This is a genomic window from Geobacillus sp. Sah69, from assembly GCF_001414205.1.
Lineage (GTDB): Bacteria > Bacillota > Bacilli > Bacillales > Anoxybacillaceae > Geobacillus > Geobacillus stearothermophilus.
The window spans coordinates 1-24,902 of record NZ_LLKS01000031.1 but is presented as its reverse complement, the minus strand read 5'-3'; the positions used below and the strand labels follow the sequence as shown (position 1 = coordinate 24,902).

Sequence of the window (24,902 nt, the reverse complement as noted above, 5' to 3'; positions counted from 1 at the left end):
AAATCATATACAGTGACCAAAAAAACAACTCTCCAAGGGGTGGACACTATTATGATTTCCAATTGGAACAGCGAACATGCATGGACTTATGAAATTGACCCAATTTTAGAAGCATTATTTCGGTATATCGACTCGCTATCATTGCCGGAAACACCGTATGTGACAGGAAGACCGCCGGTGTCGAAAAAATCGTTGTTGAAATGTTTCTTTTTGAAAACCTATTTTTCCATTGATTCCTTGCGAAAATTAGTGCGCATCCTGCAGCGTTTTCGCTGTTTTCAACGGGCCTGTGGGCTTGGTGAAGTCCCTCACCTTTCTACGTTTTCCCGTGCGGCGAAGTGGTTCCGGGAACAAGGATTTCCTGTTTTTCATGCACAGCTACTCAAAGATCTAGAAGTACGTTATCCCCAAATCGTGCTGATCGACAGCACGGCCCTTCGAAGCAGTCTTTACGATTCACAGGCGAAGTGGGGAGTGTCCACCCGATATCACTGGTTTAAAGGATATAAACTCCATCTCTGCACCACCGCCGAGGGAATCATTTTATCTCATGTGTTGACCACAGCGAATCGAAATGATGCGGCAGTAGCACCAGAATTGCTTGTTTCTTTAAAGCAGTGGGATATCGAATTTGTATTGGGCGATGCCGCGTATGACAGTGAAAAGGTTCGTCAAACAGCAGAGCAGTCAGGAATCCTATTCATTTCCCCTATCAACCGCCGCAATAGCGAGGAACGAAAAGATGTCTATGGCCGGGTTCTTCCTGTCTTTTTGAAAACGAGATTTGGCCAATGGCTGTTTGGACTTCGTCGTGAGATTGAACGAGTATTTAATGAGTTAAAGAGTGACGGGTTGGAACAGCCAAGATGGTATGGATTTCATCGATATGTACTGCATGTGTTATGTTGCATCCTTATGCATAACTTCGAGTTTTTACTCTAGTTTTGCAACACCATCTTGATGTAAAAATCACCTTGATTCCGTATTTATAAAACTCACTTGCAAAATACAAGAAAAGACTCGATTGGGGATTGAAAAAGCAATTGAAACTTTTGGTGCTGTACATATTTTAGTAAATTGTGCGGGCATGGCGCTTGCGAAAAAAACATTAGGGAAAAAAGGCGTGCATGATCTCGCTTTTTTCGAGAAAGTTTTGCAAGTTAATGTTGTCGGGACGTTTAACATGATTCGTCTGGTAGCAGAAAAGATGGCTGAAAACGAGCCGAATGAACACGGGGAGCGGGGCGTGATTATCAATACTGCTTCCGTTGCTGCTTTTGACGGACAGATTGGACAGGCTGCCTACAGCGCCTCTAAAGGGGCCATTGTCGGAATGACATTACCGCTAGCAAGAGAATTCGCATCTTTAGGAATCCGGGTGATGAGTATTGCTTCCGGGTGTTTTTGGCAAGTAAAAAATGCATGAAATGGCAATTAAAAATGCCACTTGCCAAATTCCGTTATTGGTTGAGTGAGATTGAATCTTTATAGCGATGACTATCGCCTTTAAAAATGATTAAATGGGAGTGATGTATCAATCGATCAATCACTGCTTCTGTTAATATTGGATCACCAAATACATTGTTCCATTGTCCAAATTGTAAATTTGTCGTTACGATGATACTTTTAGCTTCATAACACATGGAAATAATTTGAAATAACAATTCTGCTCCTTGTTTATGCAATGGGATGTAGCCCAATTCGTCTATGACCAAGAGGTCTAATTTCTCGATTTGTTTGAGAAATTTGCCTAGTGATCCCTTGTCATTTGCTTCTAATAACGCATTCACTAGCGCAGCTGCAGTATAAAACTTCACCTTCTTTCCCTTTTTCTTAATGGTATTTATGGAAATGAGAGTGGAAATGTAAATTATCACTTTATTTCGGAACAAAAGAGACATTTTTTTGCACATTCCTTCAGAAAGCCCTCTCCCCTTTTCTGAAAGAATGTGCTAAATTTTTTGTGAATTATTTCGGAAGAGAAAATCCATCGGTTCATAGGAGGGGGARGAGGACGTGATTCAATTTCATGACTTTGGCATTGACGTCCAAACGTATGCAGAGCGTGGAAAAGAAAACGACTTCCCTCTTCTGAAAAAGTGTCCGCATTGCCGGGCCAAGCGCCCGTTGCACCGCCACGGTTACTATGAGCGAAACGCATTGACCCCACATGGTGATTATCGCATTTGGATTGTCCGGTATCGCTGTCGGGAATGCTTGAAGACGGTGAGTGTGCTGCCTTCCTTTCTCCTCCCGTATTTTCAGTATACGTTGTCCGCCATATGGCAAGTCGTGAAAGAGCAGTTAGGATTGACCGAGGGGACGAACCGGGCTCCGTTTCTCCCGACAAAGGACGGCATCATCTTTTATGTCCGACGGTTCTGCCGAAACCTATCAAGCCTTCACAGCTTTTTTGCGAGGCGGTGGAGGATCATAGGCCCTATCGTGAAAAAAGAAAAGGAACGGGCTTCCTGGTGGATCCGGACGTTGGAGAAACACGGTCTTGATTCGGTCATCAGAGACATGTGGAAGGACGGATTCCGACACCCTTTTGCGAATCAAATGGGATCCTGATTTTACATACATATCCTAAATTGGAAATAGTTGAGGTTCCCACAAACCTTTCCTATCGACGGAGAAAAAGCGATCCGGTACGATAAGGGCAGACGGACCGGAACGGTCCTGATTCCAAGTGAGACMAGGAGGAGATTYGAATGRATGAGTCGATGAGACACGACATTGCCCTGTTTCGGTACGGGCTAATCGCTCCGTTGGTGAATGGGCAGGTGGAACCGAAGACGTATCTGAAAGAGGTGAGCGAGCGAGTGCACCATGTTCCCCACCAGGGCGACAAACGAATCGCAGCCAAGACGATCCTCGATTGGTGCACCCGATACAAAAAAGGGGGCTTTGACGCCTTAAAGCCGAAGCGCCGTTCGGACCGCGGCCACTCAAGGCGTCTGTCGCCCGATGATGAGGATCATATTTTAGCCCTAAGAAAAGAACATCCCACCATGCCCGTGACGGTGTTCTACGAACACCTGATCGAGCAGGGGGAAATCCCAGAAAATCATACCTCYTACTTTACTATATACCGATTGTTGAAAAAACACAACCTGGTGGGAAAAGAAATCTTGCCGATGCCGGAGCGAAAGCGTTTTGCGTATGACCAGATCAATGAGCTATGGCAAGGGGACTTATCCCATGGACCCACGATTCGCGTCCATGGGAAAGCCCAGAAAACGTTTTTGATCGCGTATATCGATGACTGCTCGCGGTTAGTGCCATATGCCCAATTTTTCCCTTCGGAGAAGTTTGACGGGCTGCGGATCGTCACGAAGGAAGCGGTGCTTCGTTGCGGGAAGCCGAARCGCATTTACTCGGACAACGGGAAAATTTATCGGTCCGAGGTGCTGCAGTATGCGTGCGCCGAGATGGGGATTACRCTCATCCACACCCAGCCGTATGAYCCGCAAAGCAAAGGGAAAATCGAACGGTTCTTCCGCACCGTACAGACACGGTTTTATCCACTGTTGGAGCTGAATCCGCCGAAATCGCTTGACGAGTTGAACGAGCGTTTTTGGAAGTGGCTTGAAGAGGAGTATCATCGAAAACCGCACGCCTCACTGGACGGAAAAACGCCGCATGAGGTGTTTCAATCGCAAGTGCATCTCGTGTCGTTCATCGAAGATGGCGATTGGCTGGATGCGATTTTTCTGAAACGGGAGCACCGCAAGGTGAAAGCCGATGGCACGATCACCCTGAATAAACAGCTATACGAAGTGCCGCCTCGGTTCATTGGGCAATCGATTGAGCTCCGCTATGACGAACGAGGCGTCTATGTGTACGAAGAKGGCAAACGGGTGGCGGAAGCCATTCGGGTGCGTTTGGAGGACAAYGCCTATGTAAAACGCCATCGGTCCCCGTTTGCGGCGATTCCGGCGAAGGAGGGAGAACACGGTGTATAAATCGTTTTACTCCCTTTCGCGGGAGCCGTTTGCGAAAGAAACAGACCCGTCCGAGGCGTATCAAGGGGCGTCATTTCAGGAAGCGTTGCGGGCGCTGGAGTACGTGAAACGAACCCGGGGGATCGGGCTGTTGATCGGAGAGCCGGGGGCGGGCAAGACGTTCGCCCTTCGGGCGCTGAAAGAGTCATTGAATCCATCATTGTATCATGTCGTCTACTTTCCGTTATCCACCGGAGGCGTGATGGATTTTTACCGTGGACTGGCCTTGGGATTAGGAGAGGAACCGAAGTACCGCAAGGTAGACCTCTTCCGCCAAATCCAGCAGGCGATCGAGCGATTGTATCATGAACGGCGGATCACGCCGGTGTTCATTTTGGATGAGATGCATTTAGCGAAGGATGCATTTTTACAGGACATCGCGATCTTGTTCAACTTTGAGATGGATTCGACCAACCCATTTGTCTTGATTTTGGCCGGGCTGCCCCATTTACAGGGGAAGCTGCGGCTCAATCAGCACCGCCCTCTCGACCAGCGGATCATCATGCGATACCGGATGGGGCCKCTGGAGAAGGAAGAGGTGGCGGGCTACATCGAACATCGGATGAAACAGGCCGGGGCGAAGCATCCGATCTTCACCCCATCGGCGTTAGAGGCGATTGCCCTGCAGTCGCGGGGATGGCCTCGGGTGATCAACACGTTGGCCACGACGTGCCTGTTATACGGGTATCAGCTGAAAAAGGACGCCATTGACGAAGAARTGGTGCGCATGGCCGCAGAGGAAATGGGGTATTAGCAYGAAAGGGGCCGAATCGGCCTCTTTTGTGCTTTCTCTTTTCCATAGGTCCATCAGGCGCGCTGGAAATCTTCATCTGAAAGAGCGTGCAAACGTTCCGAAAGAATGTGCAAAATCCGGAGCAATCCGCAAAAATTTTGCACATTATTTCCGAATCCGCCTGAAATAATTTGAAAAAGGGATTCTGAAATAATGTGCTAGTTTACACATTGCTCGGCCAGCATCATGCGTTGATGCGGCCCTATCACTCCTTTCAACGCGCGCCGGAGCTCTTCCGTTTTTTGTTTCAGCCGCCCTTTGGCGAGCTGGGCGCAACAGCGTTCATACAAGACGCGCATCGGTCTCCCTCCCTGCTTCGTTCTCAAAAACAGCTGGTGCAGTAGCCTTTGTTCAAGCATTCTATCCTGCGTGCTTCCCTCAAGGGAGCGACATTCCGTAGTGCACCAGACTACTGGGGTCCGTCTATATATCGGACTTTTACGTACCATAGATACAACGACCTCATGACCCCAGCTGCAAGGAGACCATTCGACAGAAGGTTGTTTTCATCCTTCCGATGGTGACGAAATTTTTTTGTCATGGGAGTCTATATAATATTTTCTATTCTCTTCTTAATACTAGGGTGAGTTTCAAACAAGTTATAACTTTTTTCAGGGACAAGTTTCTGTTTTTGCAGAATACTAAGAGTTTCCTTTGCACATTTTTTCCGACAAATGAACTTGCAAATCGATCAGCAGATAATTCGCGCCGCTGTGAAAAAACGAAGTGTATATACATGCAACGAAAAAGTTTAACATATCATTGACGGAAAAGTCGCTTATCCACTTTTCGACTGGCGGTGACCGAACAATCACCCGCTTCGCAGCCCCATACATGGTTCCGGAAGCGGCATTGTTCGCTCGCCCGACAGTCGATCCAATCGCTCTGTAAAAACTACAAATGTTAAAGATTCAAATTGCACCTATATAGCAGACGAACGGCTGAGAATGTCTCCTTCTTCAGCTTGCCAACGATGAAGTGGAATGAAGGAGACGTTGTCAAGTGCTTTCCTTGACAACGTTTCCTCATTCCACTATCCTAACAAGCAGCTGAAGAAGGTGGGTATTTTTCACACTGTCTACTTGACAGGGATATGTTCAAAATAGCGAGTTCCCTTTCATTGTCTTTGGCGAGGAGACCCCCACTTCAACGACCAAAGGGAGTAAGTGGGGGAGGAATCGCTGGACATCGCGTTTTGATGTTCGATCATTCCATGAAGTGATCGGTTCTCAAATGTTCGCTGATCATCCCCCCTCTTTTTTGTTCCATTGTATGTAACTTGTTTTCTTTAAATGGAATTCTTGAATGAATTATAACAAAGTTCGCTTTCGTTTGTCCATAACTTACTGAAAAATTTGAACTGTTTATGCAATCCGTTCAGACAATGGACGGGCAGGAAGACAGGCCTAACGCAGCATATGTCCCTTCACACAGACGTTTAAATGAAAAAAGGCTTCGCCGCCCTTTCTCTTGTTGAAAGCAAAAAGGAAAGAAACGCGAAAAAAAGCTTGAACGGCGGTGAATGAAGATGCTAAAATGGGAGTAATTTTCCACTGAAAGAAATGAAATTCCGTTTAACGGAACATAAGGAAGGGGGGAACAAACAGGTGCAGGAAGAAAAAAAACACGAAGCCGGCTTGCGCACGGTGCAGCGGGCCATTGACATCTTGTATTGTTTTACCCTCGAGGAACAAGAGCTATCACTCACGGAAATTGCGAAAAAGATTTCGCTCGCCAAATCGACGACGACGCGCCTGCTCGCCACGCTGGAGCAAAACCGCTTGGTCGTCAAAGATCCGGAGACGTTAAAGTACCGTCTTGGACAAGGATTGTACTATTTAGGATATATTGCCGGCAAATCGATTAAAGTGCGGGAAATCGCGCGGCCGGTGATGGAGCGGCTGCGCGACGAGACGCGGGAGACGGTGAACTTATACGTGCTGGAACAAGATGCCCGCGTTTGCGTCGAACAGTGCGAGGGGCTTCAGGCGCTGCGCCATATGGTGAGAATCGGCGAGCGGCTGCCGCTTTGGGCGGGGGCGGGGGGAAAAGTATTGTTGGCCTATCAATCGCCCGAAGTTCAAGAGCGGATTTTTGCGCAAGTGCCGACAAAGGAACGATTGGATCGTCTAGCGGCGGAGCTTGAGGTGATTCGGGAGCGCGGCGTTGCGTCTAGCATCGATGAACGGGAAGTCGGCTCTGCGGCCGTTGCGGCGCCCATTTTCGACATCCGCGGGGAAGTGGGCGCCTGCTTGTCCGTCTCTGGGCCGGCGCATCGATTTACACGGGAAGTGATGGAACAATTCGAGAGGCTCGTAAAAGAAGGAGCACAAGCCATTTCCGAAAAACTAGGTTATCGACCATAAGGGGGAGAGCATATGGCGATTGCAAAGCGTGCTGTCCGTGTGCGCAATGTCTTGATCGGGGGAGACGAACCGTGCATTTGCGCCCCGGTCGTCGGAGCGGACGCGAAGCAAGTGTTGGAGGAAACAAGGCAAATCACGGAGAAAAAGCCGCATCTCATTGAATGGAGGGCGGACTTTTTCGAGGCGATTCGGGACGAACAGGAAGTGGCGGCCACATCGAGAAAGATGCGGGCGATTGCCGGAGACATCCCGATTTTGTTTACGGTTCGTTCCGAACAGGAAGGCGGGCAACCGATTTCGTTGACGGAAGAGGAAAAGATTCGGTTGTTTGAAACCGTCTGTGAAAGCGGGGCGATCGATTTGCTTGATTACGAGCTTGCCCATGGGCCGCGCATCCCGATCGTCCGGGAGCTGACGCGCCGATATGGAGTGCGCCTTGTGTTGTCTTACCACAATTTTGATCATACGCCATCGAAGGAAGAGCTTGTCGCGAAAATGCGTCAAGCGGAACAATGCGGCGCCGACATCGCGAAAGCAGCTGTGATGCCGAAAACGCGGGGGGATGTGCTCACGCTGCTGCAGGCGACGGAAGAAGCGCGAAAAGAGGTGGACATCCCGCTGATCACGATGTCGATGGGGGCATCGGGCGCCATCACCCGCCTGGCAGGCGGATTGTTCGGCTCTGCCGTCACCTTTGCAGTCGGACGGCAAAGCTCGGCGCCGGGGCAAATTCCGATTGAAGACGTCCGGACCGCGTTGTCGGTCATCATGACATACGGACAATAAATCGAAATGGGGGAGGAGATTGTCATGGCGCGTTTGCCGCTGGAAGGCGTCAAAGTGCTCGATGTGTCGACAATGATCGCGGCGCCGTTTGGGGCGGTTTTGCTCGGTGATTTTGGCGCCGATGTCATCAAGGTGGAATTGCCAGGAAAAGGGGATACGCTCCGCCATGTCGGGCCGTTCAAGGATGGGGAGCCGCTCCGCTGGCCCGGACTGGCGCGCAATAAACGGTCGCTCACGTTGGATTTGCGCAAAGAAGAAGGAATGAATACTGTAGATGAGCATTTTTCATTACAATAATTTCCATGGTTAGAGAGACAAACAGGATACCCCTTACGCGATACGGAGCTGTTTTTTGATCACATCAATGGGAATCTCTTGCTTTGCAGCGTCATAAATGAACTCGACGACGCTGTGGTCTTTCCGCGACCGAAGAAGCTCCAGCCCGGTGGAGAGGTTTTGTCGGGATTCGGCGATGCTGTACACGCAGGCCAACAGCACCACCGCCCAATACCGTTTCACCGCCCGAATGTGGCGAACGCGGTATCCATCCAGCTTCAGTTGATCTTTCGCCTGCCGGAAAAAGCACTCGATCGTCCAGCGCTGGGCGTAGTAACGCAAGATGTCTTCGTCCCCGAGTTCCCGGTCGGTGCTCAAGATGCAATGAAGATGTTCCGGCGCCATCGGCTGATCCGCCTTCCAAGCCAGCAGCACCACCGCGTCATCGAGGCCATGGATGGCCCCCTCATAGCGATACACGCGATAACGCTCCTGCCCCACCGTGACGAGGCGGGTGTCTTTGGACTCGATATAGCGGGCAAACTGCTTGGCTTGGATGGCGATGCCTTTCGGGTAGAGAATCCGGTTCGTCTTGAGCATCGCGATGACATGGAATCCCTGTTTCAGACAGGCTTCGATGAGCTTYTTRGACGGATACCACGAATCCATGAGCACATACACCCGCTGAGCCCGCTTCACCTTGAGCGAGGAAAGCATCTCGATCGCCAGGTCGATCTTGCTTTTTCCCGCTTTCTTGTCATACAGGCGGAACGCAAATGGGAACGCCTGCGTGAAGGTGTGCACCATCAGCCAAACGAGCGAATGCCCCCAGACCGATTGATGATCTTTATGCGAGTAGTGCCAGTCGCACCCTTGAATGGCGTGCACAGCCCGTGACGAAGGCTTTGTTTTTTGGCAAATCGTATCATCAATCGAAACMAAAAGGGGTTGATTCTTCCGTTTGGCCAGTCGTTCGACCTGGGAAAGGATCCACTCTTGAAGCTTCCCAAGCAGCCTTTCCTCGTTCCAAGGGCTTTTCGTGAAAAAGTGACTGAGCGTCGTTCGATGATTCGGATGAAAGCTCCAGTAATGAATATCAGTCAATGTTCCCGAGAATCCCTTGGTGGTCAAGGCATCGACAATATGAATGAGATGCTTGATGACCGGTTTGGAAAGCTGCAGCGTCAACCCCAGCGTGAAGAAAAACTTGTGGATTCCTTGGTGATGTGCTAATCTATTCATGAGACATGAACCTCCTTGTGTGAATGGGTTTTGAGCACATCTATTTTACCCAAGGAGTCCGGTTCATGTCTCCTTTTTTGTTTAGTTGTCAATTTATGTAAGTGAATTTGCTCATCTACAGTTGATGTTCAAAAAAGGCTGGTACAAACTTGAAGCCGCCGATCCGCAAAAGCTTCAGCAAATGTACCAGCAGTTCCAAGGGTATACGAATCAGCTCCCTTATCAAGGGAATGTCATGCAATAACAAAGCAAGAGGATGTCCGAACAGCAAAAGGACATCCTCTTTCTCAATCCGTTAAGAAGACCGGGTGCAGAAAGGGGAGAAAGGGATGGCAGCGCCATCCGAATCCGTGTGGAACATGCTGCAAACAGCCGACGTCCGCATCCGCGACACCGAGATCATTGAATAAGCACCCCTTCTTGTTCCACAGGGATGCTTATTCTTTCATGAATAGACGATCAATCCCACCAGTCTGGATACGGCGGATACGGCGGATATAGCAGATACGGCGGATACGGCGGATACGGCGGATACGGGTAAAACGGACGCGGAGCTAACGCGCCGCCGAGCAGTCCGCCCAAGAAGCCGCCGACAAATGGGGCGCCAAACAACAATCCTGGAAATGGCATCGTTCCTTCTCCTTTCCCCAAAGCTAGAATGCTACACTGTATTCATATGCAACAAACAAGAAAAGAGGGTGGGTCGTCCGCCCAACCCTTGCCGGTTTCTCACCACCAAATGGGGACATACCACAACGGATAGAAAAACAGCGGAACTAATGCGCTCCCGAGCAAACCGCCTAAAAAGCCGCCAAAAAACGGAGCGCCGAAGAAAAACGGGTGCGGCCGCCAAATGCGTTCATCCGCTGCTTGGAGATGGCTCATCTTGCTTTCCTCCTTCCACTTGCTTTAGTCCCACTGTATGCAGAAAAAACGCCCGTTGCTTAGGCCAGTACCTATATAAGTTGCAATAAAGATTTTCCGATTTCGTAAATGAGAAGATAAAAAAACCGGCGCCATTCGCCGGTTGAATGCGACAGAAACAGGAAGCCGCTTTTCGCTGTATTATTTTTGCACAACCATTTTCATCCCGCACTGGCAAAGCAATGAATGTTTCAGCCGCCGAATAGGCTGGCGGCATTGTTCACAAATCATCGGCTTGTTCATCGATCTTTCTCCCCTTTGCACTCCTTCTACATTCTATTATACACACTTTTTGTTTATAGTAAATATAAATTAAAAATTATTATTAAATGATAGTGCGGATGATTTTGTTCCGCTTCCCATTTGTGCTACACTCATAGTGTTAATATTCTAACAAATAACAAAGGGAGGATGCACGATGTACGACATCGCCATCATCGGCGCCGGGCCTGCAGGGGCAAGCGCCGCCATTTTCGCCGCCAAAGCCGGGAAGAGAACGGTCTTGTTTGACAGCGACAAAGGCATGACAAAGCGCGCTTGGGTGGAAAACCATTACGGCGTTCCGCAAATCAGCGGCCCGGAATTGGTGGAAACCGGGAAAAAACAAGCCGCAAAATTCGGAGCAGAATTGGTGGAAGCACAAGTGACGGATGTGCAAAAAACAGACGGGGGATTCCGTCTCGAAACAGAAGCTGGATCCTGTCAACTACCCCCACTTAGCTAACGCTTGAAGTGGGGGCTTGCAACTCCCCAGAAGTACAAGCGGACTTCGTCCTCCTTCCTTGACTTGGGGTTGCATCAGGGCAGGTTGACAACTACCCAACGACGCAGGTCATGCCTGCATCGTTACCGATTCTCTCGGTCTGTCTGTTGGCAGTACTTGGATTCCACACACAACAGACGGATCTACGCTCGATGTTTTACGGTTACAACGTTTCCTGTAACCAACTCCATACATCGAGTAACAGTTATTGGAGTGCCTTTATTAAACGGTTTTCTCCACGCCTTTATTCTATCATACACAAAAGAAAAGGGGAACGCGCATTCCTCTCCCACTTACTCCCTTTGGTCGTTGAAGTGGGAGTCTCCTGCGCGAAATAGGATGAAACGAAACACGTCATCTTCGCCACCGGTTTGGCGACCGATTTAGCGGAAAAAATCGGCCTGCGCACCAAACCGGGTACGGAGCCGCGCATTAAAACGGTGCTTGACGTCGACGCCAACGGCAAGACGAACATCGACGGCCATTTGGGCGGCCGGGACGGTCGCTGGCGTCAGCGTCCATACGATCATCACAGCGGGCGACGGTGCGAAAGTCGCCATCAACGTCATCAGCGAGCTGAACGGCGAACGGTACGTCGATCACGATGTATTGAAAAAATAACAACGAAGGTGTCCCAAACAGCGGGACACCTTTTCTAAATAGCGCCATGGAAACGGCCGAAATGCAAGATGACGGGCCTGAAACGTCTGTCGCGTCGTCCCCGCATGACAATAGCGGCCCCGATCCATCCAAGGGCGCTTATTGTCCAATGCTCCGGTACTTCCCTTCAAAAAACAAGAGCGGGTCGCCCGGTTCGTCTTTCATCAAAATATCGGTCACTTCCCCAAAGTAAAGCGTATGATCGCCGGCCACGTACGTGCTGTGGACGTTGCATAAAATATTCGCCAACGCCTCCGGCAAAATCGGATGGCCGTTCACCCAATCAAACGAAACGGGGCGCTCTTCTTTCAACTGGCTGGCAAACAAGCGCGACAACTCCTCTTGATTGCGCCGCAAAATGTTGACGGCAAATTTCCCCGTTTGCTTGACAATGTCATGCATTCGCGCTTTATGGCCAATGGAGACGACGACAAGTTTCGGGTCGAGCGAAACGGACATAAACGCGTTCGCCGTCATTCCTTTCGCTTCCCCTTGAAAGTCGGTCGTCACGACCGTCACGCCGGTCGCAAATTTTCCCATGGCTCTGCGAAATGTACGATCATCCATACGTTTCTCCCATCCTTCCCTTTTCGTCATCCAGCAGCCCTACGCCTTCAGCTGGCGGTTGGGCGGCTTTCCTTCTTGATGTTTCCACACGACGGGCGCTTCGTCCGACATCTTGCCTCTATGGCTAGGCCCCATTCATGCCGAAATGAGGGTCAAATCTACCCCCATCATAGCAGAAATAGGGGAAAGAAACAACGACGATATACGGCTGTCATCGGCGGCCCGCCGCTCCAAGGTACGCCTCTGCCACCCGCTCAGCGGAAGAAGGTCAGCGCCGCCGCTTAAACGCTTCGGCGGTGTTGATTTTGTGTTGACGAACGTATTGTTCGATTTCATGCGGCGGCGCCTGTTCACGCAACAGACGGATGATCTCTCGATGTTCTTCGATCGATGCTTTCGCCCGCTGCGGCACAAAGGTGAAGCCGTAGGCGCGGATGCGCTTCATCCGCTGCCAAATTTGCTTGATTTGCTCTTCAAGATAGGCGTTGCCGCAATGGGCGTAAATCAGAGAGTGAAATTCATAGTTCAGCTCGCTGAACCGTTCCAGCTCCAGCTCTTCAAGCGCCCGCTCCATCCGCTCGTTTACTTGCTCAAGCCGATCGATCGCCTCCTTTGTCAAATGGGGGGAGCCGAGCGCGGTCGCATAGCCTTCCAGCACAGCCAACACCGACAGCGTCTCGATATATTCTTTCTCGTTGATGTTGCTCACAACGGCGCCCGTATACGGTTTGAGCTCGACAAGCCCTTCCGCTTCAAGCTGGCGGATCGCCTCCCGCACCGGGATGCTACTGAGTCCAAGCTCGCGGGCGATTTGGCCGATGACGACCCGGTATCCCGGGCCATAGACGCCGTTTTCAATGCGAGAAAGAATATACTCGTAAGCCAATTGGGTTTTGTTTTTCGCTTTCGTTTCCATACGTTTATCATATACTAGATCGTATACATTGACTAGCCATTATGCCTGTTCGGCAGACAAGGCGGTCTGTTTCTCCCCTTTGCCGAATGCGGGGATTGGCGGATCGCCGACCGCGACGTGGACAACTTGCACTTCCGTATAGAAATCAAAGCTGTAATGCCCGCCTTCGCGGCCGATGCCGCTGTATTTCGTCTCGCCAAACGGGATGCGCAAATCGCGGACGTTCGGCGAGTTGACCCACGCCATCCCGCTTTCGATCGCTTGGGCGACGCGGTGGCCGCGCTTCATGTCGTTCGTCCAGACGTACGCCGCCAATCCGTACTTCACATCGTTCGCCAACCGAATAGCCTCTTCTTCACTCGTGAAAGACATGACGGCCATGACCGGTCCGAAATTTTCTTCCTGCGCCACTTTCATATCGTTGCGGCAGTTAAGCAATAATGTCGGGGGCACAAAGTTGCCGCGCTCCAGCCCTTTCGGAACGCCCGGGGCATAGACGTCCGCCCCTTCCTGTTTGGCGATCTCAATATAGCGGTTCACCCGCTCCCAATGATCGCGATGAATGAGCGGTCCCAGTTCGGTCGCGGGGTTCATCGGATCGCCGATGACGATGCGGTCGACGCGCTCTTTCAGCCGGACGACAAATTCGTCGTAAATCGACTGCTCGAGCAGCAGCCGCGAGTTGGCCGTGCACCGTTCGCCATTGAGCGAAAACACGCCCCACACCGCCGCGTCAAGCGCCCGATCGAGATCGGCGTCGGCGAACACGATGAGCGGCGACTTGCCGCCGAGCTCCATCGATGTTTTTTTCAACGTTGCCGCGCTGTTGCGGATGATCTCCATGCCGGTCGTCGTCTCGCCGGTAAACGAGATGAGGCGCACATCCGGGTGGGCAACCAATGCGGCGCCCGCCGTTTCGCCAAACCCGTGCACGACGTTGAACACCCCGCGGGGCAGCCCGGCTTCATCGATGATTTCCGCCAGTTTATTCGCCGTCAACGGTGACCATTCGGCCGGCTTCAAGACAACGGTGTTGCCGGTCGCCAGCGCGGGAGCCACCTTCCACGTTTCCAGCATAAACGGCGTATTACGGCGTAATGAGCCCGGCGACGCCGACTGGTTTATAAACGGTATAGTTTAAAAACTGACCATTCACATGATACGCCTCGCCAACAAGGCGCGTCTTCACCATTTCCGCGTAAAAGACGTTCCCGTGACGGAAATGCCGTGCGTGCCGCTTTCAATATGCCAATCGATGAGCGCGGCAAGCGCCGCAAAATCCACGTTTCCTTCCTCATCAAACGGCGTGTTGCCGGCGCAATGGAAGACCGGCCAAACCGCGTTATACATGCGCGATTTTGCGGATCGGCCGCTTCTCCTTCTCCACCGGGTGCACGGCGCCGGACAGTACGAGCGGGTCATCGAGGAATGCCGCCGCCATGGCTTTGAACCGAACGTTCTATGCGAATGCCCGGACGCGACCATATTGCTCTCCCTTGTCGCCCAAGGCCTCGGAGCCACCATTGTGCCGCAATCCACTGTAGCCTTGTTTCGCCTCCCCGTCATCAAGGTGCTGGAGATCATCGACTCTTCGATGACAGCGGAAGCCGCCGCCATCCTCGACCGACAACGGTATTTGCCAAAAAGCGCCTGAACATTCCTCGACGTGCTCCAAACCGCTGCGGCCCGCGCCGCCGGCGGACAACATGAAGAAAGATAGCGATTCCTCCAATCATGGACGCTCAAGTGAAGGGAAAAAACAACATTGGCGTCATCTCTTCGTTGCGCCGCCCTTTTTGTTCAACGACCGGCTTTCCAAAAAAAATCAGGCGCCGTTGGGCGCCTCATCACAACCCTGCCGACCGCTGCAGCCGCTTGGCGATTTCCAAAAAATCTTCGGCCGAAATCCCGGGAGCGAATTCTTCCGGCACTTCGTCCAAATCGGGGATCGCCCCCCCTTGGGGCGCTCCTTCGACCACCTCGAGCGGCTGGCCGTCGCTTGGATGGGTTCCTTTCCAAATGCGGACGATTTCTTTGTAATAGCGATCGCTGAACGTATAAAGTCGGCGGTGGACGCCTTGATCCTCATACTTTCTCGCCGCATCGAACACGCGGTTATCGAGGTTCGGGATTGGCAGAAGCTTCGTCACATCAACGCCCGTCGCCACTTCCAACGCCTTGGCGTACGCCAAAACATGAACGCCCCCGCGCACAAGCAAGTAGCCGATCATCTCGCGGGCGGTAGGGTGGTCCGTCATTTCATAGACGCGCATTTTATGCGTGCGCGCTCCGCATTCAAGGAAAAAGTTGTGAAGCAAATCCAAAATCAAGTTGCCGCTGTTGAACACGTACTCCCCCGTCCACGCCTTCCCCATCGAATCGCCGGGAAACGCCGTCTGCGCCGTCGCGATAAAATGATACGTATTGCGCTTGTCTTTCGCATCCTTCATCGGCGCTGTATCCGGATCACCTGGATGGGTGGAGCCGGTCAAGCAAAGGTTGATCGCATTGGACACGAGCTCGACATGGCCAAACTCTTCGGCGGTGATGCTCGCCACCAACTCGTAAAACGGGCGCAGCTTCTGTTTTTGCCGAAAATTGAATGACTGAAACAAATAATTGTTTAACGTCGACATTTCTCCGAAACGGCCGCCAAGCAGCTCCTGGACAGCGGCAGCCGCATTGGGGTCCGCGTATTTGGGCTTCGGCAATTCAATCGCCAGCCGGTCGATCCGCTGAAATACCACGACTCTTTTCCTCCTTTTCCATTAATCGCCGAGGCGAACAGACACCACTTGCGCCAAGCGGATGTAATAAACCGCCTGATTCGCTGAGATGACGATATGGTCCGGCTTCACATCCCTCACCGTTCCTTGGATCGAACCGCGGACGGTTTCCACTACCACTTCTTTGCCGTTCAAAGCTTGGAAAGCGTGGTACACATACGGGTCAACCAGGGCAATGAGCTGCGGTGACGAAGCATGGGACACGTAGGGCTGGTTCATTCTCATTTCCTCCCTTTTGATGCGTTGAAGAAGATTCCCTTTTATCCATATGCCGCCCCGTGCCAAACATGACAAAAAACCAAGCGCCCTAAAAAAGAAAGCGGCCTTGATGCCTACTCATCAAGCCGCTTCCAACGATGGTTACGCCGCGAGAAAGCGGCGAACGCTCGGAATCTTTTGCACCACAAAACGGTCAAACAGCCAAAAAACGGTGAGCAATCGGCGAAAATGGTGTGAAATGAAACGGCCGGACAGACCAGTCCGCCTCATCATCCGATCAACCCAAGACGCAGCGCTTTTGCCACCGCTTCCGTCCGATTTTTCGCGTTGAGTTTCCTTAAGGCGCTGGAAATGTAGTCGCGCACCGTAAATTCGCTCAAATAAAGCTGACAGGCCGCTTCCAATGTCGATGCCCCATCAGCGAGCAGCTTCAACACCTCGATTTCCCGCGGCGACAGCGGCTCATGCTCTCCCTCATCCTTTTTTCTCGCCGGCGCTTCGATCAATTTCAACAACAACTCCCCCGCGCTTTGGCCAAATTTCATCAGCGCGGGAAACAGACGGCGGTCAACGGCAAAGAAGCGGCCCGGTCCGCGGTCGAGAACGACGCCTCCAATCATCCGCCCTTCCGTCGGCACATACACCGGAACGATCACCAGTGAGGCCAAACCGAACAAATCCACATACAGGCGCGGAAACTGTTCGCTCGCCCTCGGCACATAAATCGGACGAAAATGGCGAAATTCATGCACTTCCGCTTTCAATTTCCCCACGCTTTCTTTCAACATCGGAATGCTGTCCAATTCCACGCGCAAGCGCTGAATTTGCCCATTGTCCACGCCATGCCCGTGCAGACCGATGGCTGTGCTCTCCTGATTGACAAATTGAAACAGAGCGCAGCGGCTGAAAGGAAGAAAATAGGAAAAACCAAAACAAATATGCGCCGCCGATTCCTCAAACGTCTGCGCCCGCAAAATCCATTCGTTGAACAAAATGACGGCATCTTTCCACAAGGATTCTTTTTTCCACGCGGAATCGCTACTGGGTTTGAATGATTGTTCATTCACTTCATACAACAACCATTCATTCCATTTGAAAAACAAATACCGCACGGCTGGGTGCAGCGCAGCAGCCGCTGACGCATGCGCCTTCAACACTTGATGAACCGTATTTTCCATTAAATTCAGGGAAAATATGACCATCTCCGGATGAAACGCCGCAATGCGTTCGAGCTGCCCATTCGCTGGATGTTCGCCCCCGTACGGGAGCAATCTTGCCTGAACGAATGCGCATAGCGTGGAAAACACCTCTTGAACCCGCGCATTCCGCTTGCCAAGCGCCTCGCCGATCCGTTTCCATTCCCGGTTCAATTCCGCCGCATACCTATGCAAGATGTCGGCCGCTTCATGAAGCAAACGAAGCAAATGATCATTTAATTCCTTCGACATCCCCATCCTCCCCCCGCATCCCCGCTAGTGATCGACTACTTTGATCATCTACTTTCTTAATTCGATCGGTCAATTCCTTCTTTTGCCCGTCACGGTTGTCCAAAGCACTAAAAAAATCCGACAAACATAGGGATTTAATGGAATGCATAATTGTCATAAAATTTAAACAGATTCACTAAAGCGCTTACAGCGCTGATCATTCAAAAAAGGGGGAGGAGAAACGCCATGGAAATGGCAACAAAACCGGTCATCATTGGGGGGCGTACAGCGAAAAAGCCGCTGATCGCCGCACTGTTGGGAGGGTTCCTGCTGTTAGGCGCCTTGCTGTCGATCTTCGGGCTGACAGGCGTCGCCTATGCCGTGCCGATCAGTGGGGCCGGGGAGTTCACCGTTCAATTTGACAAACTGAACGGCAGCGGATTTAAAATGTACGGCGGCGTGGCGGAAGCAGGCAATGCCCCACAGACGCCGGTCTTCGTCAATGAAATGGACAAAGCGACGATTCAAGGTCTTCGGATTTCGAAAGACTTCCCGGCCTTGGGCATTCGCGTCGTCATCGTGGCGAGCCAACCGGTCTCGATTGACGGCCTCGTGCAAAAAGCGACGCAAATCAACGGCAACATCTCCTTCGGCAGCTTGACGATGAAAGAAAGCTATGTCGGCGATACGAGCAACCCAGTCGAGAAGGCGGCCAAAGAATTCACACAAGGAGCCGACAGCATTACGATCGAAAACGGTGATATCAAAAACGTCTACTTGTTCCAGCAAAAAGTATCGCTGCCGGGCATGAAAGTGTACTTTGAAAAACTCAACTAATTCTCGGTAAGGATGAGGGACATTGGGCATCATTCGTTCCAGCTGGCAGGCGTTCGGTCGCTGGCGGAAACGCCGCCCGTTTTGGGGAGCGACGTTTCTCTTGTTATCAAGCCTTGTGATTTTATGGATTCCGATGCAGCTGTATGAAATTTCGCTTGTCCCCGGAAGCATGGTGTTCGCCGGCTTTTTCCTTGGCGGCATGGTCATGTTGATGGGGATTCTTTCCTACGCCATGCCGCGGCTATCCACCTTGCTCGGCATCATCGGCATGTTCAGTGCCATTCTGTCGATCATGGGCGCCTTGGGCGGCTTCTTAGTCGGCACGATTCTCGGCATCATCGACGGGGCGCTTTGCATCGCCTGGCGCCCGCAATGGGCCGATCCTGCCGCCCCGCTGGCCCATCATGAAGCCGCTGCGGACAAAGAAGCAACCACCGCCACCTCATGAAAAACCATAAAGCAAAACCGAACGCGGATCGACCGTCCCGTTCGGTTTTGTTTTGTCATCGCCGCCAATAAAGGCACATATATATAAGTTGCAATAAAGATTTTCCGATTGTTCGATTCTGTTTTCCTTCATAACAAGTCATTTTGATAGAATGCGGTGGGCGCTCTACTGGATGTAAAACAAAGTTTCAACTTATATAGATGAATGAGATCGACCACTTTCCACAGAAGAAGGAGGACCGCCATGAAATACCTCTCTCCCGAGCGACTGCACGTCACCCAGACCGCTGGAATCACCCAGCTGTCACCAGTGAACGGCCGTCTGTACACCTTAACCCACTCGGACACGACTGGCACCTTATTCCTCACTGTCTCCCGCGCATTTGTCACTGATCAGCTCACTTCTCAACGCGATGAAGTGCTCGGTGAATGGAAACAAGCCGGGCAACAGCTAGTTTTTTTCGGATTCTATCGATCTCTTTAGGATTCCCCAAAAATGAAAAACGACCGCAAACGCGGTCGCATCAAGGGTTTCACGATTTCGCATCCGAACCGTTCGGATGTTGGAAATGGAGACGGTGGGAGTCGAACCCACGTCCAGAGGCATCGCCACTTAAGCATCTACGAGCGTAGTCGGTATATTTCGCTTCGCCGTCCGTTCCGCCTACCGACAGGCATCCCGGCGGCTAGCCTGGTTCGTCTCTTCCCTCATCCTCAGGCGGCGGATTTGGGCGTAGCCCGCTTCATATGAGCCCCTCGAACGCCACGCGGGCGATGGCGGGAGGAGCTAGCTGCAGCAATTAGGCAGCTAAAGCGTAGTTTTGTTTGCCAGTTATCTTTAGGTGACGTTTTTACGAGGACGTCCCCCTCGGCTCGCCGCTTAAGCTCGACCTACCCCTGTCGAATCCGGATCGTCCCCGCGGTGCGAAGAGATCGGAACAGCTTAAGCATCGGATAACTGGCTGTTGCACTTTTTATTATACCATGACGCGGTGCATTTTCAATGGGAATGTTTTCAATCTCGCCAAAAAACAGGCTCTTCTCCGAATGTTGTGCCGGATGATTGAGAACACGGCTTCTTGGCACTTGCCAAGAAAAATCAGCCCATCCCATTTTCCGTACACGGCGACGCAAGAAATGCCCCCGCTTGCCGCGATGAACCAAACATCCCTCCGCCGTTCCCAAACCGGCAATGCCCGCCAAAAGCCCGATGTTTCAGGCTCCCGCCCTCGACAAATGCCCGCTCGGCGGCTTGCCTCTCTACAGCTTTTGCCGCTCGCGGAACGCCCGCTCGATTTCGCGCTGCGCTTCTTTCCGCTTCATGTCTTCCCGTTTGTCGTATTTTTTCTTCCCTTTGGCCACTCCAAGCTCCACTTTGGCAAAGCCATTTTTAATATACAATTTCAGCGGCACGAGCGTATACCCTTGCTCTTTCGTATAGCCGATCAGCTTGTTGATTTCGCGCCGGTGCAGCAAAAGCTTTCTCGTCCGCAGCGGGTCGTGGTTGTAGCGGTTGCCTTGTTCGTACGGGCTGATATGCATGTTATGGAGAAACACTTCCCCTTTTTCCACTTTGGCGAACGAATCTTTCAAGTTCACCCGGCCGTTGCGGATCGATTTGATCTCCGTCCCTTGCAAAACGAGGCCGGCTTCATACGTTTCTTCGATGAAATAGTCGTGGTGCGCTTTTTTGTTTTGGGCGATCACTTTTCCTTCGCCTTTCGGCATCCGTTTTCCCCCTCCTCATTGTAGCGTTTCTTATTTTACCAAAAACGAAAAAGAAGGAAAAGCCGCCCGTTCGGCTTTTCCTCACCGTTTTTTCTTTTTCTTCTTTTTCGCCTTCGCGCTGCGGTTTGAGCCGCTTTGCGCTTTCGGCTCCGCCTTCGCTTTTCCTTTCTTTTGCTTTTTCCCTTCAATGACGACCGGCGCGGCTTTTGCCTTCGGCGGGCGGCGTCCTTTCATGCCGACGACTTCAAAATCGACGATCCGTTCGTCTTTGTTGACGTTGATGACACGGACGGTGATTTCATCGCCGATGCGGTACATTTTTCCCGTCCGCTCGCCGATCATCGCATAACTGCGCTCGTCATAGCGGTAGTAGTCGTCGGTTAAGTAGCTGACGTGCACCAGGCCTTCGATCGTGTTTGGCAGCTCAACGAACAAGCCGAAGTTCGTCACCGAGCTGATGATGCCGTCAAATTCCATGCCGATTTTGTCTTCCATAAACTCGGTTTTCTTCAGATCGTCCGTCTCCCGCTCGGCCTCGACGGCGCGCCGCTCCATGTTGGATGCATGCTCGGCAATCTCCGGCAGCTTTTCCGCCCATTTTCGCTGCGTCTCCGGATCCATCTGCCCGTTGATCAAGTAGGTCCGGATGAGCCGGTGGACGATCAAGTCCGGATAGCGGCGGATCGGCGACGTAAAATGGGTGTAAAACTCAGTCGACAGGCCGTAATGGCCGAGGCTCTCGGCGTCATAGCGCGCCTGCTTCATCGACCGAAGCATGACGGTCGAGATCACCATTTCTTCCGGCTCGCCGCGCACCGCTTCGAGAATTTGTTGCAAAGCGCGCGGATGGATTTGGTTGCCCGTTCCTTTCACGACATAGCCGAAGTTCGTGATGAACTCCAAGAAACGTTGCAGTTTTTCCGGCTTTGGATCCTCATGGACGCGGTACATAAACGGTACGTTCAGCCAATGGAAATGCTCAGCGACCGTTTCGTTCGCCGCCAACATAAACTCTTCAATCAACCGCTCGGCGACCGACCGCTCGCGCAAGACGACATCGTACGGCTTGCCGTTTTCATCGACGAGCACTTTCGCTTCTTTGAAATCAAAATCGATCGCCCCGCGCTTCATCCGCTTCGTGCGCAAAATGTCGGCGAGCTCAGCCATCAGCTCAAACATCGGCACAAGCGGCGCGTATTTTTCCCGCAAGGCTTCGTCTTTGTCCACCAAAATTTTATTGACATCGGAATACGTCATCCGCTCTGTCGTGCGGATGACGCTTTGGAAAATGTCATGGCGGACGACTTCGCCTTGCGGGGTGATCTCCATCTCGCACGACAGCGTCAGCCGGTCGACTTTCGGGTTGAGCGAACAAATGCCGTTGGACAGCCGGTGCGGAATCATCGGGATGACGCGGTCAACCAAATAAACGCTCGTGCCGCGTTCATACGCCTCGCGGTCGATCGGCGAGCCTTCTTCGACGTAATGGCTCACGTCGGCGATGTGGACGCCGAGCTTATAGTTGCCGTTTTCCAGCTTCGTCACCGTCACCGCATCGTCTAAGTCTTTCGCATCCTCGCCGTCAATGGTGACGATCATCTCGCCGCGCAAATCGCGGCGCCCTTCCAAGTCTTTCTCCGTAATGACATCCGGCACCCGGTTGGCGTGCTCGATCACGTCTTCTGGAAATTGAAGCGGAAGGCCGTATTTATAGATGATCGCCAAAATGTCGACGCCCGGGTCGTTTTTATGGCCGAGAATTCGGACGACTTCCCCTTCAGCGCTCATCCGTCCTTCTGGATACGAGGTGAGCCGGACGACGACTTTATGCCCTTCGACCGCGCCGTTCGCCGCGTTTTTCGGAATGAAAATGTCGTTGACGATCCGTTTGTCATCCGGGATGACAAAGCCGAAATATTTGCTTTCCGTGTACGTGCCGACGACTTCTTTCACCCCGCGCTCCACAATGCGGACGATCGTTCCTTCGCGGCGCGCCCCCGATGAATCGGCTTGGACGCGCACAAGCACCGTGTCGCCATGCATCGCGTTTTTCAGTTCGGACGGCGGGATGAAAATATCATCCAGTCCCGGCTCCTCCGGTGTGACAAACGCGAATCCTTTCGGGTGGCCAATCACCTTGCCGCGCACGAGATTCATCCGCTCGGGCACACCGTAGCGGTTGCTGCGCGTCCGGACGATGAGTCCTTCTTCTTCCATGGCGACAAGCGTTTTGACAAACTCCTTGAATCCATCGGCATCCTCGATGCCAAACGCTTCTTCCAATTCTTCGACCGTCAGCGGCTTATACGCCTCATCGCGCATAAACGTTAAGATGCGTTCGGCCAACACATGATCCATTGTCCACCCCCTCCTTTCTCCATTACCAATGTAACGATTCAAGAAATGCATAAATATCTTCATGCAGCTGATCTTTTTCTTGATCAAGCGTAATCACATGGCCTGATTGCTCATACCACTTGATTTGTTTGACCGGCGATTCAATTTCGTTATAAATGATGTTCGCGCTGTCCGGGTTGATCATCTCATCATGGCGCGCCTGCACAACAAACGTCGGGGCATAAATCAAATCAAGATGGTCACGCACATCGGCGATCAGCTCCTGCAGCGCCTTTAACGTCTTCATCGGCGTCTGCTTGAACTTCTCCATCTCCTGTTCGATCTGCTCCTCTGATTTTCCTTCCCGCTTTTTATACTCGCGCGCATACTCGAGCACGCCTTCGTACATCGTTTCCTCGCTTTTGATGTACATCGGCGCGCACATCGTCACAATGCCCTCTATAGGTACAGTGTAACCTAATTTCAATGAAAATACGCCTCCAAGCGACAGTCCGGCGACGGCGATTTTTTCGTAGCCCTTGTTTTTCAAAAACTCGTAGCCGTTCATGACATCTTGCCACCAGTCATCCGGCCCGGTGTGGACGAGCTCCTCAGGCGGCACGCCGTGTCCTTTGTAAATCGGCGCATGGCACGTATAGCCTTTGGATTCTAAAAAACGCCCGAGCATCCGAACATCAGCGGAATTGCCGGTAAACCCATGCAACAGCAGCACCGCCCGCTCCCCGGCTTCAAAGAAAAACGGCTTCGGCGGAACAATTTTCATCATTCGTTCTCCTTCCTTTCTTGCTGAAATAGAAAAGGCAGCCCGCTTCTCTTTGGACCGCCCCCGTTTTTTGCTTATGATGGTTGGACATAAACAACAAGAATCGCCAACACAAAGAACAAAACGGCCAACACAACCGTCACGCGCTGAAACACCGCATCGAGCCCGCGTGCTTTCTGCTTCCCGAACAATTGCTCGGCGCCGCCGGTGATCGCCCCCGACAGCCCGGCGCTGCGGCCCGACTGCAACAAGACCACCGCGATCAGCGCGATCGACACAATGACAAGCAGCGTCACAAGAAAGGCATGCATGCCTGACACCTCCAACGACCGACATTGCAATACTTTCACTATACCATAGATCACCGTTGGCGGCAACTGGCGGGCCTGTCTCAACACGACGAAAGGCACAAATTCACTTTTCCGTGAAAATCCCCACCACTTGGTGAGTGCGGTATACGCTCCTGATCCGTGAGGGTATACTGAAAATGGCCAAAAAAGGCAATAGGAAAGCAGAGGTGCCCGATTTTAGGCATCTCGTATAACCTGTCTGCCTTTTGGCTAGACTAAATAAGTTGTGGTTGGCGGAACGGCTCTTTGCGGGAGATCATGCAAAAGATGATCACCAACATCCGCCGAGCAATGGCGATGAGGGCTTTTTTCTTCCCGCACCGGGCCGCCAACGACCAAAACTTTCGGGACAAGGGATGCGTCTTGGATCGAGCTGCTGACCATGCCGCCTCGCATAACGCCGATCGGAGATGGGGATTGCCTTTTGTCGTGCGCGTGCTCTTTCGCTTTCCGGCGCTTTCATGGTTGCCGGGGGACAATCCAGTCCATGAAGCCGCCCGTTCCGGCGTTTCAAAGACGCTCATGTCGGTTCCCATCTCGGCGATGATGACGGCGGCGGTTTGTTTTTTCACTCCGGGCATGGTCATCAGCAGGTTCACTTCCTCGCGATACGGCTCGAGCAGGCGGTCGATGTGCTGGTCGACTTCTTCGATGAGCCGCTCCAATTCCTCCACGTGTTTCCACAAG

At 52.0% G+C, this 24,902-nt stretch carries 23 protein-coding genes, 1 other RNA gene and 10 pseudogenes; 15 read left to right on the top strand and 19 right to left on the bottom strand.

The genetic code is table 11. From position 1 onward, the window contains the following. Positions 1 to 51 precede the first annotated feature (51 nt). Together AP057_RS05995 and AP057_RS05990 are read left to right on the top strand one after the other, a co-directional pair. Positions 52 to 942, top strand: coding sequence for an ISNCY family transposase (locus tag AP057_RS05995; protein ID WP_055358293.1), 891 nt, complete (start codon positions 52 to 54; stop codon positions 940 to 942). A gap of 40 nt (positions 943 to 982) precedes the next feature. After that, positions 983 to 1,405 (top strand): annotated as a pseudogene (locus AP057_RS05990) (SDR family NAD(P)-dependent oxidoreductase); the annotation flags it as partial. 55 nt (positions 1,406 to 1,460) lie between these two features. Here the strand turns inward: AP057_RS05990 and AP057_RS05985 are convergent. After that, positions 1,461 to 1,868, bottom strand: a pseudogene (locus AP057_RS05985) (ATP-binding protein); the annotation flags it as partial. Positions 1,869 to 2,016: 148 nt separating this feature from the next. On the opposite strand from AP057_RS05985, the gene AP057_RS17805 reads away from it, so the two are divergent. The 3 genes from AP057_RS17805 (at position 2,017) to AP057_RS05970 (ending at position 4,761) form a co-directional block, all read left to right on the top strand. After that, positions 2,017 to 2,574 carry a DUF6431 domain-containing protein gene (locus tag AP057_RS17805; RefSeq protein ID WP_055358292.1) on the top strand — a complete coding sequence of 186 codons (558 nt, stop codon included), beginning with the start codon at positions 2,017 to 2,019 and terminating at the stop codon, positions 2,572 to 2,574. Positions 2,575 to 2,714: 140 nt separating this feature from the next. Further along, a complete protein-coding gene (locus AP057_RS05975; RefSeq protein WP_055358291.1) occupies positions 2,715 to 3,968 on the top strand; it encodes an IS481 family transposase in 1,254 nt (417 codons plus the stop codon). Further along, positions 3,961 to 4,761: an ExeA family protein gene (locus AP057_RS05970; protein WP_055358290.1), complete on the top strand. Its 801-nt coding sequence runs from the start codon at positions 3,961 to 3,963 to the stop codon at positions 4,759 to 4,761. The genes AP057_RS05975 and AP057_RS05970 overlap by 8 nt, the downstream gene beginning before the upstream one ends. A 197-nt stretch (positions 4,762 to 4,958) precedes the next feature. Here the strand turns inward: AP057_RS05970 and AP057_RS16970 are convergent, their stop codons facing one another. Beyond that, on the bottom strand, positions 4,959 to 5,099 hold the full coding sequence (locus AP057_RS16970) for a hypothetical protein (protein WP_200910057.1): 141 nt from the start codon (positions 5,097 to 5,099) through the stop codon (positions 4,959 to 4,961). 1,263 nt (positions 5,100 to 6,362) lie between these two features. Here AP057_RS16970 and AP057_RS05965 point away from each other — a divergent pair. The 3 genes and pseudogenes from AP057_RS05965 to AP057_RS05955 form a co-directional block, all read left to right on the top strand. Further along, a complete protein-coding gene (locus tag AP057_RS05965) occupies positions 6,363 to 7,166 on the top strand; it encodes an IclR family transcriptional regulator (protein WP_055358289.1) in 804 nt (267 codons plus the stop codon). Between the two features lie 12 nt (positions 7,167 to 7,178). Further along, positions 7,179 to 7,952, top strand: coding sequence for a type I 3-dehydroquinate dehydratase (gene aroD, locus AP057_RS05960; RefSeq protein ID WP_049626866.1), 774 nt, complete (start codon positions 7,179 to 7,181; stop codon positions 7,950 to 7,952). Positions 7,953 to 7,976: 24 nt separating this feature from the next. Next, positions 7,977 to 8,216: pseudogene (locus AP057_RS05955) on the top strand (CoA transferase); the annotation flags it as partial. Positions 8,217 to 8,282: 66 nt separating this feature from the next. Here the strand turns inward: AP057_RS05955 and AP057_RS05950 are convergent. Beyond that, positions 8,283 to 9,470, bottom strand: a complete 1,188-nt coding sequence (locus tag AP057_RS05950) for an IS701 family transposase (RefSeq protein ID WP_055358288.1) — start codon at positions 9,468 to 9,470, stop codon at positions 8,283 to 8,285. A gap of 121 nt (positions 9,471 to 9,591) precedes the next feature. Between AP057_RS05950 and AP057_RS17800 the strand changes: the two are divergent. Then, positions 9,592 to 9,714: pseudogene (locus AP057_RS17800) on the top strand (spore coat protein); the annotation flags it as partial. Between the two features lie 215 nt (positions 9,715 to 9,929). Here the strand turns inward: AP057_RS17800 and AP057_RS17425 are convergent. Next, positions 9,930 to 10,100, bottom strand: coding sequence for a hypothetical protein (locus AP057_RS17425; protein WP_183085371.1), 171 nt, complete (start codon positions 10,098 to 10,100; stop codon positions 9,930 to 9,932). Between the two features lie 99 nt (positions 10,101 to 10,199). Further along, a complete protein-coding gene (locus AP057_RS17420; RefSeq protein WP_162839636.1) occupies positions 10,200 to 10,355 on the bottom strand; it encodes a hypothetical protein in 156 nt (51 codons plus the stop codon). A gap of 457 nt (positions 10,356 to 10,812) precedes the next feature. Here AP057_RS17420 and AP057_RS05945 point away from each other — a divergent pair. Together AP057_RS05945 and AP057_RS05940 are read left to right on the top strand one after the other, a co-directional pair. Continuing rightward, positions 10,813 to 11,094: pseudogene (locus AP057_RS05945) on the top strand (FAD-dependent oxidoreductase); the annotation flags it as partial. Between the two features lie 404 nt (positions 11,095 to 11,498). Beyond that, a pseudogene (locus AP057_RS05940) lies at positions 11,499 to 11,778 on the top strand (pyridine nucleotide-disulfide oxidoreductase); the annotation flags it as partial. A 138-nt stretch (positions 11,779 to 11,916) separates the two neighbouring features. Here AP057_RS05940 and AP057_RS05935 read toward each other — a convergent pair. The 4 genes and pseudogenes from AP057_RS05935 to AP057_RS16955 all read right to left on the bottom strand — a co-directional run. Beyond that, on the bottom strand, positions 11,917 to 12,384 hold the full coding sequence (locus AP057_RS05935) for a flavin reductase family protein (RefSeq protein ID WP_055358287.1): 468 nt from the start codon (positions 12,382 to 12,384) through the stop codon (positions 11,917 to 11,919). Between the two features lie 268 nt (positions 12,385 to 12,652). After that, positions 12,653 to 13,300, bottom strand: a complete 648-nt coding sequence (locus AP057_RS05930) for a GntR family transcriptional regulator (RefSeq protein ID WP_049624151.1) — start codon at positions 13,298 to 13,300, stop codon at positions 12,653 to 12,655. A gap of 39 nt (positions 13,301 to 13,339) precedes the next feature. Continuing rightward, a pseudogene (locus AP057_RS05925) lies at positions 13,340 to 14,504 on the bottom strand (aldehyde dehydrogenase); the annotation flags it as partial. Continuing rightward, positions 14,504 to 14,650: pseudogene (locus tag AP057_RS16955) on the bottom strand (dihydrodipicolinate synthase family protein); the annotation flags it as partial. The pseudogenes AP057_RS16955 and AP057_RS05925, both read right to left, overlap by 1 nt. Here AP057_RS16955 and AP057_RS05920 point away from each other — a divergent pair. Continuing rightward, positions 14,604 to 15,020: pseudogene (locus AP057_RS05920) on the top strand (LysR family transcriptional regulator substrate-binding protein); the annotation flags it as partial. The pseudogenes AP057_RS16955 and AP057_RS05920 sit on opposite strands and share 47 nt — an antisense overlap. Positions 15,021 to 15,147: 127 nt before the next feature. On the opposite strand, the gene AP057_RS05915 reads toward AP057_RS05920, so the two are convergent. The 4 genes from AP057_RS05915 to AP057_RS05905 all read right to left on the bottom strand — a co-directional run bounded on the left by AP057_RS05915 (position 15,148) and on the right by AP057_RS05905 (position 17,753). Next, entirely contained in the window at positions 15,148 to 16,047 is a 900-nt protein-coding gene (locus AP057_RS05915; protein ID WP_055358286.1) for a manganese catalase family protein, read from the bottom strand. 21 nt (positions 16,048 to 16,068) lie between these two features. Further along, a complete protein-coding gene (locus AP057_RS05910; protein WP_049624150.1) occupies positions 16,069 to 16,305 on the bottom strand; it encodes a YuzF family protein in 237 nt (78 codons plus the stop codon). 141 nt (positions 16,306 to 16,446) lie between these two features. Beyond that, positions 16,447 to 16,575, bottom strand: a complete 129-nt coding sequence (locus AP057_RS18040; RefSeq protein ID WP_255350132.1) for a hypothetical protein — start codon at positions 16,573 to 16,575, stop codon at positions 16,447 to 16,449. After that, a complete protein-coding gene (locus tag AP057_RS05905; protein WP_055358285.1) occupies positions 16,575 to 17,753 on the bottom strand; it encodes a response regulator transcription factor in 1,179 nt (392 codons plus the stop codon). Before AP057_RS05905 ends, AP057_RS18040 begins: the two co-directional genes overlap by 1 nt. Before the next feature lie 225 nt (positions 17,754 to 17,978). Here AP057_RS05905 and AP057_RS05900 point away from each other — a divergent pair, with 225 nt between their 5' ends. The 3 genes from AP057_RS05900 (at position 17,979) to AP057_RS05890 (ending at position 19,500) form a co-directional block, all read left to right on the top strand. Beyond that, positions 17,979 to 18,569 carry a DUF6230 family protein gene (locus AP057_RS05900; protein WP_055358284.1) on the top strand — a complete coding sequence of 197 codons (591 nt, stop codon included), beginning with the start codon at positions 17,979 to 17,981 and terminating at the stop codon, positions 18,567 to 18,569. Positions 18,570 to 18,591: 22 nt separating this feature from the next. Then, complete coding sequence (locus tag AP057_RS05895; protein ID WP_055358283.1) at positions 18,592 to 19,017, top strand: DUF6114 domain-containing protein; 426 nt, start codon at positions 18,592 to 18,594, stop codon at positions 19,015 to 19,017. A gap of 243 nt (positions 19,018 to 19,260) precedes the next feature. Further along, entirely contained in the window at positions 19,261 to 19,500 is a 240-nt protein-coding gene (locus AP057_RS05890) for a staygreen family protein (RefSeq protein ID WP_235468486.1), read from the top strand. Between the two features lie 83 nt (positions 19,501 to 19,583). Here the strand turns inward: AP057_RS05890 and ssrA are convergent. The 6 genes and pseudogenes from ssrA to AP057_RS05865 all read right to left on the bottom strand — a co-directional run. Beyond that, positions 19,584 to 19,935: a transfer-messenger RNA gene (gene ssrA / locus AP057_RS16095) on the bottom strand. A 341-nt stretch (positions 19,936 to 20,276) separates the two neighbouring features. Next, a complete protein-coding gene (gene smpB, locus AP057_RS05885) occupies positions 20,277 to 20,744 on the bottom strand; it encodes an SsrA-binding protein SmpB (protein ID WP_013144268.1) in 468 nt (155 codons plus the stop codon). A gap of 81 nt (positions 20,745 to 20,825) precedes the next feature. Further along, positions 20,826 to 23,102 carry a ribonuclease R gene (rnr, locus tag AP057_RS05880; RefSeq protein ID WP_055358282.1) on the bottom strand — a complete coding sequence of 759 codons (2,277 nt, stop codon included), beginning with the start codon at positions 23,100 to 23,102 and terminating at the stop codon, positions 20,826 to 20,828. 22 nt (positions 23,103 to 23,124) lie between these two features. Beyond that, a complete protein-coding gene (estA, locus tag AP057_RS05875; RefSeq protein WP_055358281.1) occupies positions 23,125 to 23,865 on the bottom strand; it encodes a carboxylesterase in 741 nt (246 codons plus the stop codon). A 74-nt stretch (positions 23,866 to 23,939) separates the two neighbouring features. Then, positions 23,940 to 24,176, bottom strand: a complete 237-nt coding sequence (gene secG, locus AP057_RS05870) for a preprotein translocase subunit SecG (RefSeq protein WP_055358280.1) — start codon at positions 24,174 to 24,176, stop codon at positions 23,940 to 23,942. A gap of 254 nt (positions 24,177 to 24,430) precedes the next feature. Continuing rightward, a pseudogene (locus tag AP057_RS05865) lies at positions 24,431 to 24,902 on the bottom strand (IS110-like element ISGka2 family transposase); the annotation flags it as partial.